Source organism: Nonomuraea sp. NPDC049758 (assembly GCF_040674635.1).
In the GTDB taxonomy this organism is placed as follows: Bacteria; Actinomycetota; Actinomycetes; order Streptosporangiales; family Streptosporangiaceae; genus Nonomuraea.
On sequence record NZ_JBFAMZ010000056.1, the window covers coordinates 1 to 9,910 of the forward strand.

Sequence of the window (9,910 nt, forward strand, 5' to 3'; positions counted from 1 at the left end):
AACGCCCGAGCCCAGCCCAAGACGAACTTCGCCGCCAGTTCGCCGATCAGAAGCTGGACCAGTTACCCGGCCAAGGTTGCGTGACGGCCCACTAGGCAGGCCATCGCATGAGACCCAGCCGTACCGCACCACGATGTTGGCCCAGCCGGCGGCTGGGGCCGAGTGCCGCTTCTCGCGTGCACAGCCATGGCGGTCCTGCCTGCCCTTCAGCGCAGGAACCGACGGTCCACAGCAGGATGGTCTCGCGCCACCAAGGGGCGTGCTCAGCGGAGCCGGCGGACGGAACGACCGGGCCGGGCACCAGTGGGCCGCCGCTCGTCGATCACCCAAGTGCCGGCCACCATGACAAAGGGAATGCCCCCGCGGGGGCAGCCGAGGTTCGTCGTACGTCGCCGAGTACTACCGGGACGCCTATGGTTCCAGTTCGAGGCAGAGCCCCACCTGGTGGCCCCCGGCCCTGCTCTGCAGTAGCGGGAGTGTGGTGGTCTCACCCGTCGGTACCACGGCCGTGGCGCCGGAGGTCACCAGGGCGTAGGCGCGGGCGAGCTCCTCCAGCGCCGTGGACGCCTGGCCCTGGTGCCCGTCGGCGATCGCGGTCGCCTGGGCCGTGATGGCCTTCAGCAGCGCGTCGCGTGCCTCGGCGGCCGCGGGCACCTCGCGGACCGTGATCACGGCAGGAATCTGCTCGGGTGGTGTCTCCTGGATGGTCAACGCTCTCCTCAATCCGGGGTGGTCACGTTCACGGTGGCGCTGTCGCCTGGACGACATGGCCAGGTCTGGTCGGAGCCGCGGTGGACGCACAAGAGCCGGTTCTTTATGCCGTTCTTGTCGCGGCAGGCGATGAGTGCCGGGGCCTTGGGCGCTGACGTGGTAGGGAGACTTGGTGTCGGTGCTCCAGCTGCTGCCGTTGAAGCGGCTCCACCACAGGCTCTGGGTGGAGCCGCCGCGGTGCACGCCGTACAGGTGGTCATCGAGGACGGCCAGGGCGGGGCCTACCCGGCTGGCATGATCGCCTAACGCTCTGTCACCGTCCCAGCTGCTGCCGGTGAAGCGTGCGTAGTACAGGGCGGTGGTGTCCACGCCCTTGTACACGGCGTACAGGGTGTCCTTGTCGGCGTGATGACGAATGGTATGACAGTGCCCATGGGTTACTGGAGTCTTACCGCTGGGGAGCGCGCTGAGATCACACTCTGCATCTCGTGGAAGAAATACCTTGATCCCTCTATCTCCGAGTATGAGCTTCTGGGTACCACGTAGGCGCAGGGATCAAGTCAGTTTATGAAACATATGAGCATCTACTGCCTTATCTTAAAGATATCGCTAAGGCTGCCATGACGCACGGGAGAAGCAAGTACGTACTCTCAGCCGTACTCATGTACGAGAGCGCCGTAGGGGCGTCAGAAGGTCGCACCGTGGCAGGCGCTTCGTACGCCATACGCAAAGAGGGCTGGAACGTGTCGCTCGGCCTGGGCCAACTGGAGGCATATAAGGCTCGATGGATGCTCAGCAAATACTACAACACTAAGAAAAAAGACTGGTTAAAAGCGACGCTGGGAGAGTGTTCAGGAACAAGGGCGGATCGGTCAATTACCCCGTTCCCAAGTACGATATCTTCCGCACCTGGGCGCAGAGTGAGTCCAAGGGCCCTCTCAACACCTCGGACAAGGGGAAGGCCGGCATAGAGCGTAAGAAAGCCCTGGACGCCCTGATGGCCTCAGGGGGTATGCATGGAAATTCATTTATCTAGTCGGCGGAGGGTGATGAGTATGGTGGGTGTCTTTGATGGAGAGAGTCGTCGTCAAGGCTTAGCGGGCCACGCCCTGAGCGCCAGAGCGAGATGGCTGGTCGTCTCCCTCTTGGCTGCAGTTACCACACTAACGATGGGATGCGAAACGACTCGTTCGACCACTGCTACTTACCAGGTGACTCCTGCCGCACTTGATGAGGTGCGGAGCATTGGGACGGTACAGGCAGAGTCTGCTGTAGAAATAGACATGGACGACACAACTGATATTATGAATACGTTTGTCATCGACGTTGGCGAGGCGAGCGCCAATGCGGCAACGGGAAGATCGGCGAAGCTCTTGCAAAAGCTGGGATGGGAGGTTATGGGTGAACAGCGGCCATGGTTCGTCACGATGAAATCTACAAAATTGGGCGCCCTTTTGACTATTGATTCGTTTCAGGCTGTACACCTAGCGAGTCACCCGGGCATGGCGGATACCCTCAAGAATGGTTCCATTGAAACTGACACGTCGGTAATCGTAAAAGTTGAGGTTTATCACGGAAATCAGTGAAGGGGAATCTCCTTTCCTCTACTTCGTGTCACTCGATGCCCCACGACGCCATCAGCCGCGCCCATCTATTGCGTTGTGCCACCCATCTGTAATGGGCCGGCGATCGGGTTCATGGCTCAAGGCCACAGCCCCCCGAAGGCGTGCCCCGACAACCCGTGGCGGACGGTCGGCTGGACACCGCCGCCGCCCATCGGGGCCGCTGTTCGGCGTGCCGGCCGTGCTGAACGAGGGCCTCGGACGCGGGCGCGTGGCGGGCGATCGGCCGCGACGGCGACACCCTCAAGGAGGGACGCTGTGAGTGAGTACGTCATCCCCGCGACACCCGAGGCGCGAGAACCGGTCCGCCAGATCTGGGTAGATGTGCGCCGCCGCCTCGCGAAGCAGAACCGGGAGATCGGCGATGACCACTCGCTCCCCGTCGTCGACGCCATCAAAGCCGCCGAACTGCGAGAGGACATCGAACGGCTGCGCGTCCCCGCCGTCCGGCCGCTCAATCACCACCCGCACCACCAGCCGCCACCCCGCTGACAGGTGAGGGCCCGGTGAGGTAGGCGAACACGGCCAGGACGCGGCGGTGGTCGCCTTTCGGAGGGTCCCAGGCCGAGCTTGGCGAAGATGTTCCTGATGTGCCTGTTGACCGCGCCTTCGCTGATGATTTGGGCAACCCCCTCGGCCATCAACGCGAGCCCGCTCACGCGAGGTCAACACGTGCAGCGGGTCACCGGCGCGGCGGCGCACCATGAGCGGCCTTCGAGGAGGCTGACGGCCGCCGGTCATGATCAGTGGGTACGGCGGCGGGGTGCGAGCACCTCAGTGACCTTGGCGATGGTTTCGGGGCCGGGCCTGACCAGCTCGGACGGTATGGCCTCGGTGACACCATCCGCTCCGGCAAGGGTCTGCTGTACCGCATCGACCCGGAGGTCGGATTCCCATCGGCGAGGGCGAGACGTACTGCCAGATCCGCTACCGCTTCCAGCGCTGACCGCTGATTTTTGCGGCCGCGTGTCAGGCGGCCGAGCACCGGCCACCGTCTCAGAATGAGGATGTCGAGCTCGCTCCCGCGCATCCAGCACGACGTGCACAGACCGCTCCGGCGGCCCTGACGGTTGGTCCACAAGGCGTATTCAACCGTCGGACCGGTGGGCCCCTCGGTCATCGTCCGGCAGGCGCCACCACGCGGGCGAGGTCAGCACGGTGGCCCAGGACCGAAGCCCGGGGCAGCCGCAGCCATGGGAGACGGCGGGGCGGTACGGAGATCGCGGCGAGGTTGAGGCGGACTCCCATGTCGAGGTTCACCTCACCGTAGGGCGGGACGCGGGACCTGAGCGGTGCGGCTGCGTCATGCCCGATGTACGGCGTGCCGTCAGTGGCTGAGAGTGCTGAGGATGAGATTGGTCAGGGCGGTGATGGCGTCGTCGGTGGTGGCTCGCCCGCGGTTGATCTCGGCGGCGAGGGCCTCTGCGGCGCCGAGGGTGCCGACGCAGCGCAGCCGGAGGGCTTCGGCGGTGAGGCGGGAGTGGGGTCGCAGGGCGGTGGCCATCAGGTTCGTGTAGTGGTCGAGCAGGTCGTGCTGGGTCGCCTCCAGGGCTGGGCTTCCCTTGAGGGCGGCGGAGATGGCGGTGAGTTCCGGCATGTCGGTGGCGCACGTGAAGTAGGCCTCGCTCATGACGCGGGCGACCTCAGGCGCGGTGGGATCGGCGTCCTGCAGGGCCTGGGCCAGCCTGGTCCGGTACTGGTCATCCAGGCGCAGGTAGAGGGCGAGCAACAGGCCGTGGCGGGTGGCGAAGTGGTCGTAGACGATTGGCCGGCTGACCTGGGCGGCTTCGGCGAGGGTGGGCAGAGTGAGGTCGTCGGCGCCCCGGGTGCGCACGATCGAGGTGGCGGCGTCGAGCAGTTGCTCGCGTCTGGCCGCCTTGGACAGGCGGGTCGATGGGCTGGCCATGGTCCTCCCCTTTGCGTGCAGGCTCCAGCTTAAGCTACAAAAGGTAGGCTACAAAATGTAGCTTAGTGAGAAGGAGTCGCACATGGGCAAGTCAGTGCTGATCATGGGTGGGTCGGGCCAGGCGGGCAGGGGCACGGCCGTGCTCCTGCGGCGCTGGTATCCGGCGCTGCCGCTGACGATCGCCGCTCGCGATCTCGACCGTGCCCGGCGGGTCGCCGACGAACTGGGCAACGCCACGGCCCTCACCTTCGACCTGCGGCGTGGCGATCTCGGGCTCTCGGAAGCGCACGGCTATGCGGCGGTGGTCGCTGCCGTGCGTGATTCGCACCTCAACGGGTTGCGCTTCGCGCAGGATCGCGGCGTGCCGTACCTGAGCATCTCCAATGGTTTGGTGGACATCGCGCCGGAGGTCGTCGCGGGCGCCCAGCGGGCGGCGGCCGCACCGATCCTGGTGGCCAGCCACTACCTGGCCGGGCTCGTCGTGCTGGCCGCGATGGAGTCTGCCCGGGAGTTCGAGCGGGTCGACACGGTACGGGTGGCGGCGGTGCTGGACGAACGCGATGGCGGCGGGCCTGCGGCCGTCGCCGATCTGGAGCGGCTGATGGATGTCACCTCGGCGGGGCTGGTGCGCCGTGACGGCGATTTCATCTGGGTGGCCGGCGCCGATGCGCAGGTGGAGGTGTCCGGCGTGGACGGGGTCGTGCTGCCCGGCCAGACGATCGCCACCCTGGACGTGCCGAGTCTCGCGCTCGCGACGGGCGCGCCGAATGTCCGCTTCGATTTCGCGGTCGGGGAATCGGCCAGCAGGCGGCGCGGCGCGGCGCCTACGACCGAGGTCCGCATCGAGCTGGAGGGAAGTGCGGCGGCGGGCGCGCCGCTCAGCAGGAGCCAATGGCTGGTGCATCCTGAAGGCCAGCGTCCGCTGACCGCGCTCGGTATCGCTCTGGGAGTGGAGCGGCTGCTCGGCCTGCGCGGCCAACCGGTGGCGCCGGGCCTGTACACGCCCGAGGCGCTGGTCGACCCGGCCTACGCGGTCGAGCGCATGGCGGAGCTCGGCACACTGCGGCTCTAACCGGAGAACGGCAGAACGGGTCATGGAGTTCAAGTGGTCAGGTTTCGCTCCGGCGAGCTTCCAGCATGCCCAAGCCGTAACCCAGCTTCTGCGGCGGGTGCTCCCGCGCGATGCCGGTGTGCAGCACGAACAAGATGCGCTGCAAGGCCGGCCGGTCATCCGGCCGCTTGTGCCCTGGATGGCGGAAACGCCGCTGACGCTGGGGCAACAGCGGCTCATCACCGGCCCACAGCTCATCACCGGCCCACAGCTCGTCACTGACCCCCACGGCTTCGGCTTGGCCACCCGTGCTCCTCTCTCGGCTACGGCGAGAGATCAAAGATCATTCTGTTGGGACCCCTCAACCGCGGGCGGGGCGGCGGCGCAGGTGGTAGGCGTAGGCCAGGACGAGCAATATCGGGCCCCACAGCGCCGTTGGGGTGATGGACACCATCGCCAGCGCCTGCCACCAGCCATTCTCGTACGCCACGCTGTCGGCGACGCCGGCCCAGGAGAGCACCATCCAGACCGAGACAGCAGTCAAGAGCAGCCCACCGGCCACGGCAGGGACGACCGCTGCCATGGGCGGCACACGTCTGCCGCCGATGACCGGGATCCAGCTCGGCACCACCTCGCCCCAGCCGCGCACCAGACCGATGCTGAGCAGCGCCGCCAACTCGGTGAGCACGCTGAGCCCGAAGACATAGGGGATGCTGATCCACAACGGTGACACAGGCGCGTCGTTGAGCTGGCCCATGTCGAAGTGAAAGGCAAACGGCAACCTCCACAGGCACGTGGGGAGCAGCAGCCAGGGAAGCGCGTAGGCGATACGGAGCGTCCAGCGTGAGGCAGGTTGTGCGGTGTCGCTGGTGGCCGGGGCCGCATGCAAGAGCTTGATCGCCATACCTGTACCTTCTGCTGGCCATGAGGACGATTGATCACCTGTGAGGGTGAATCGCTTCCCCTGCGCGAGCTAGTAGTGCTTTGTCAGGTCTGTCGGTGACTGTTGCGGCGTGACGGTTTCAGCCTCTGATGGCAGGTGGGGCATGCGCCGGCCCAGGTCGCGGGCAGCAGTTGTAACTCGCGGATGACCTTGTAGAGAGTCAGACCGGCGCGGCCGCCTTTGGGGCGAGTCGCAGCACGGTGATGAACAGGTGCGCGGCGGTGACAAGAGTGACATGGCGATGCCAGCCGGTCCAGGACCGGCCTTCGAACACGTCGAGGTGGTCACGAACTGCTCCAACCCCTGGTGATTCAGCCCGAGCCGCTGCGCCGTCGGCTGCATCGACTTATGCCGCCCGTCCAGCAACAACCCACGCAGGTACGTCGCGCCTTTGGCCCAACGCTGATCGGAGCGGGCCATGGGCGCGAACATCTCCGCGGCGAACGCCTCAAGATGTCGCCGCGCAACCGAAAGCTCGTGAGGGGTCATCGCAGCATGAAGCTACCTGCACAGGCACAGCCGTCCTACGACACGCCGACCTACCGACGGCGAACTCCACGTGCGACTTGGAGACCCGCCCACACCAGTCCCCGAGCCCTTCGCAAGCCTTCTGCTCCAACGGGCCGACGAACGGCCCCATCTGAACACCGCCACCCCCGCCGCCCGCTGATGCAGGCGGCACCTGGAACCGCTACGCCCCGAATGCCCACGCACAGTGAACACCCGCAGCCCGACTGGCTTGAACACAGACCACTTGATCAACGACTCCTGCCCCTCCCGGGGCCGATCACGGCTGCTGGCGCCCGACACCGGCCATCGCTGACGGTCCCGCTTGCCGCGTTTGTTAAATGGATGTCACCAGAGGTGTACTGCCTTCCGGAAAGCTGATCATCCGATCAGGCACGAGGGAGGACCGGTGGGCTTCGCGATGGCACCATTCGCCTCAATGGTCCCGGCGGCCGGATCCGTCTCAGCCGCAAGCAGCGGGCCGTGATCGCGGTCCTGCTACTCCACCCGAACGCGACCGTCTGACCATGATGCTCGCGTCCGTGGCGATCCCGGCCCTGATGGTGATGCTCTCCATGACGCTGCCCGCCCGGGTGAACCGCGCCACGAATCTCGCCGTCGCATCGCTCTACATCCCCTGCTCGGTGTTCAACGCGGTAGGGGAGTCCTGGGACTGGGCCCCCTTCTACGGCCTCTCCATCGGAATCGAGGTGCTGCTCCTGGCCTTCATCCTGCGCTCCGCCTGGACATGGCCTCGAACCCCCGCCGTCGCAGCCGGTCCCGCGACGACCGGCCTTCGGCAGTAGGTGTCCGTGTAAAGCCCTACGGCGTGAAGCCCGCCGCCGCGGACACCGGGCTGACCGTGACCAGCTCAGTCGCGGGGGCATTAGCTCGCTTAACGCACTCTGAGCTCTCATCAGGTGCGATAGCAATCAGTTGGACCAAGGGAACAGTGGTTGGCGTTGAGCATTGCGTTGACGGCGGGCGTTTCCGCCGGCTACCCGTGATTGTCCGGTTCGGCATCGGCGAAGGCGCGGTATCCGTCGGGCGCAAGGTCTTCGGCCTCGCCAGCGCAGGCGTCCGTCTCGCTTGGCCTCTTGCGCGTCAGTCCGACAGCCAGTGCAGCTCGTGCGCCAGGGTTTTTGCGACGGCACGGATGCGGCGGTGCAGCGGCGACGGCTCGCGTGGGAGGACCAGGTGGATCGTCAGGCTGGGCGCGCCCCGCAGCGGTCGCCAGGTGAGACCGGCCGGTTGTGTCGTGACCGCGGCTTCTCCGGCAGGGGCGAGGGTGACGCCGTCGCGCAGGTCACGTTGAGACATGTCGAAGGAGACTGCGAGCGTGAGGAATCGGGGGTGTGGTCGCGCGTCTCGGAACAGTGTGGACAGCTGATCGTGGATCACGGGGTTGGCCGCACGGTCCGGGAGCCGCAGCGGATACGCGGCCGCATCGGCGATCTCGATCTCCGGGTGTTCGGCCAGCGGATGGTGCTGCGCCAGCTGGACCCCGACGCGCATACGCCGCAGCAGGAACCGGCGCACGCCACGGCCCGGCTGTTCACCGCGGGTGATCCCGGCATCGATGCGGCCGTCGGCGACCGCGGGGGAGATCTCCGGTGTCGCCATCGGGGCCGCGCTGACCTCTAGTCCGCTGTTGCCGCGAATCAGCCTGTCCACCAGCACCGGTACCGTCTCGGCCCCGGCGCTGAGGCTGTAACCGATGCGCAGCGTGCCCAGTTCGCCGGCCGCCGCGCTCCGGGCGGTGTCCCATGCCCGGTCCAGCGCCGCCAGCGCGGGCGGCGCGGACTCCGCCAAAGCCGCACCGGCCGTGGTCAACACGACGCTACGCGTGTTGCGAACCAGCAGGGCCGTACCGAGTTCCGCCTCCAACCGGCGCATCCGGGCGCTGAGGGCGGGCTGTGCGATACCGATCCGTGCGGCCGCGCGGGTGAAGTTCAACTCCTGCGCCAGCACCAGGAAGTACCGCAGGCTCACCGTATCCGGCGCCACGTGCCCTCCCCGCCGATTAATAACGATCCGTTCTGAGTCTATCCCGAACCGATCTTTCCCTTGGCCGTACATCGAGCCCTAACCTGCGCGTATGACGATTTAACCGGCCGCAGCACCCATCGCCGGGATCGATCGATTTGAGTGTCAATTCGAAGTCGGACGTGTCCGGCCGAACACAGGAGGTTTCCATGGCCAAGGGCTACTGGGTCAGTGTCTACCCCGCCATCGACCCTGAGAGACTGACTGCCTACGACAAGCTGGCCGGTCCGGCTGTCCAGGCTGGGGGCGGGCGCAACCTGGCCCTCCTCCCGTCCCGTGGTGGTCGAGTCGTCGCCCACGAGGCCGGCATCACGCAACGTGTCGTTCTGATCGAGTTCGACAGCTTTGAACAGGCCGTCGCGGCATACGAGAGCGAGGCCTACCAGAAGGCGCTGGCGGCATTGCCCCACGGCGTGCAGCGCGACTTCCGCATCATCGAAGGCATCGACTGACAGTGAGGCTCGCCGGACGTGGACCCAGTGCCGGCGGGCAAGCTGTCGGCGCTGGCTCGCTACGGGCCGGTCTCCAAGGCGCCGACGTTGCCGGATCTGGAAAGCGATCGGCAGGCGGCCACGCTGGCCACCGTGCGGCGTCTGGAGACCTCTTCGGTCGCTGATGGCCTGGTGGTGCCGGACGTGCTGATCACGTCGAATCTACTGGCCCGGGCCGAGAGGGGCGGGCTCGGCAGCGGGCTGGGCTGGTCAAGCGCCGACGGTGGTCAGCTCAGCGCCCAGAAGGAGGCGAAGACGTTCGTGACCCTCTTCCCGGGGGGCAGGAACTGCATGGGCCCCCGCACCCCGGCTCCTCGAAGAAGTCGATGAGACCCGGCCGCCGCCGGCCGGCAGCGCCTGCGATCCCCAGCAGCCAACAGCCCTCAGCAGCCCCCGGCGATTCGCGGACTTCGCGGACGGGCCCCCACGCGCGCCCGCGATATCCGGCCACACCTGCACGGCATGCCCGGACGATCGCGGTGGCCGGCGCGTGTGTTTCCGGCTTCAGGTCAGCCCCTCTAGGTCTAGAGGGGCTGACCTAGTACTACAGCGAGCCTTTGAGATCTGTAGCGTGTAAACATGCCAGATGACTTAACCGCTGCTGATCTGCGGGAGTGGGTTACGGGACTGGAT

At 66.5% G+C, this 9,910-nt stretch carries 11 protein-coding genes and 1 pseudogene; 6 read left to right on the top strand and 6 right to left on the bottom strand.

Features of this window, described 5'->3' with window-relative positions; genetic code table 11:
- Positions 1–411: 411 nt before the first annotated feature.
- Positions 412–711 (bottom strand): hypothetical protein, encoded by a 300-nt coding sequence (locus AB0J46_RS51620; protein WP_364344790.1) that lies wholly within the window; start codon positions 709–711, stop codon positions 412–414.
- A 1,016-nt stretch (positions 712–1,727) separates the two neighbouring features.
- Between AB0J46_RS51620 and AB0J46_RS51625 the strand changes: the two genes are divergently transcribed.
- Both AB0J46_RS51625 and AB0J46_RS51630 read left to right on the top strand, forming a co-directional pair.
- Positions 1,728–2,297: a hypothetical protein gene (locus tag AB0J46_RS51625; protein ID WP_364344793.1), complete on the top strand. Its 570-nt coding sequence runs from the start codon at positions 1,728–1,730 to the stop codon at positions 2,295–2,297.
- Positions 2,298–2,591: 294 nt separating this feature from the next.
- Complete coding sequence (locus AB0J46_RS51630) at positions 2,592–2,825, top strand: hypothetical protein (RefSeq protein WP_364344796.1); 234 nt, start codon at positions 2,592–2,594, stop codon at positions 2,823–2,825.
- Between the two features lie 835 nt (positions 2,826–3,660).
- Here the strand turns inward: AB0J46_RS51630 and AB0J46_RS51635 are convergent.
- Positions 3,661–4,239: a TetR/AcrR family transcriptional regulator gene (locus AB0J46_RS51635; protein WP_364344799.1), complete on the bottom strand. Its 579-nt coding sequence runs from the start codon at positions 4,237–4,239 to the stop codon at positions 3,661–3,663.
- An 82-nt stretch (positions 4,240–4,321) separates the two neighbouring features.
- Between AB0J46_RS51635 and AB0J46_RS51640 the strand changes: the two genes are divergently transcribed.
- Positions 4,322–5,311: a hypothetical protein gene (locus tag AB0J46_RS51640; protein WP_364344802.1), complete on the top strand. Its 990-nt coding sequence runs from the start codon at positions 4,322–4,324 to the stop codon at positions 5,309–5,311.
- A gap of 37 nt (positions 5,312–5,348) precedes the next feature.
- Here the strand turns inward: AB0J46_RS51640 and AB0J46_RS51645 are convergent, their stop codons facing one another.
- The 3 genes and pseudogenes from AB0J46_RS51645 to AB0J46_RS51655 form a co-directional block, all read right to left on the bottom strand.
- Positions 5,349–5,579 carry a hypothetical protein gene (locus tag AB0J46_RS51645; RefSeq protein WP_364344805.1) on the bottom strand — a complete coding sequence of 77 codons (231 nt, stop codon included), beginning with the start codon at positions 5,577–5,579 and terminating at the stop codon, positions 5,349–5,351.
- Positions 5,580–5,651: 72 nt separating this feature from the next.
- Positions 5,652–6,194, bottom strand: a complete 543-nt coding sequence (locus AB0J46_RS51650; RefSeq protein WP_364344808.1) for a hypothetical protein — start codon at positions 6,192–6,194, stop codon at positions 5,652–5,654.
- 363 nt (positions 6,195–6,557) lie between these two features.
- Positions 6,558–6,722: pseudogene (locus AB0J46_RS51655) on the bottom strand (IS701 family transposase); the annotation flags it as partial.
- Between the two features lie 545 nt (positions 6,723–7,267).
- Between AB0J46_RS51655 and AB0J46_RS51660 the strand changes: the two are divergent.
- The gene (locus tag AB0J46_RS51660) at positions 7,268–7,546 is read left to right on the top strand and encodes a hypothetical protein (protein ID WP_364344811.1); all 279 of its coding nucleotides are present in this window, start codon (positions 7,268–7,270) and stop codon (positions 7,544–7,546) included.
- 298 nt (positions 7,547–7,844) lie between these two features.
- Here the strand turns inward: AB0J46_RS51660 and AB0J46_RS51665 are convergent, their stop codons facing one another.
- Positions 7,845–8,747: a LysR family transcriptional regulator gene (locus AB0J46_RS51665; RefSeq protein WP_364344814.1), complete on the bottom strand. Its 903-nt coding sequence runs from the start codon at positions 8,745–8,747 to the stop codon at positions 7,845–7,847.
- Positions 8,748–8,935: 188 nt separating this feature from the next.
- Here AB0J46_RS51665 and AB0J46_RS51670 point away from each other — a divergent pair, with 188 nt between their 5' ends.
- A complete protein-coding gene (locus AB0J46_RS51670) occupies positions 8,936–9,238 on the top strand; it encodes a DUF1330 domain-containing protein (protein ID WP_364344816.1) in 303 nt (100 codons plus the stop codon).
- Between the two features lie 18 nt (positions 9,239–9,256).
- Positions 9,257–9,607, top strand: a complete 351-nt coding sequence (locus tag AB0J46_RS51675; RefSeq protein ID WP_364344819.1) for a hypothetical protein — start codon at positions 9,257–9,259, stop codon at positions 9,605–9,607.
- The last annotated feature ends 303 nt before the right edge of the window (positions 9,608–9,910 follow it).

Bases quoted from the DNA above. Each gene is read 5' to 3' on its own strand.
- AB0J46_RS51625 (WP_364344793.1), top strand. From the start codon at position 1,728: ATGGAAATTCATTTATCTAGTCGGCGGAGGGTGATGAGTATGGTGGGT.
- AB0J46_RS51635 (WP_364344799.1), bottom strand. From the start codon at position 4,239: ATGGCCAGCCCATCGACCCGCCTGTCCAAGGCGGCCAGACGCGAGCAA.
- AB0J46_RS51640 (WP_364344802.1), top strand. From the start codon at position 4,322: ATGGGCAAGTCAGTGCTGATCATGGGTGGGTCGGGCCAGGCGGGCAGG.
- AB0J46_RS51650 (WP_364344808.1), bottom strand. From the start codon at position 6,194: ATGGCGATCAAGCTCTTGCATGCGGCCCCGGCCACCAGCGACACCGCA.
- AB0J46_RS51660 (WP_364344811.1), top strand. From the start codon at position 7,268: ATGATGCTCGCGTCCGTGGCGATCCCGGCCCTGATGGTGATGCTCTCC.
- AB0J46_RS51670 (WP_364344816.1), top strand. From the start codon at position 8,936: ATGGCCAAGGGCTACTGGGTCAGTGTCTACCCCGCCATCGACCCTGAG.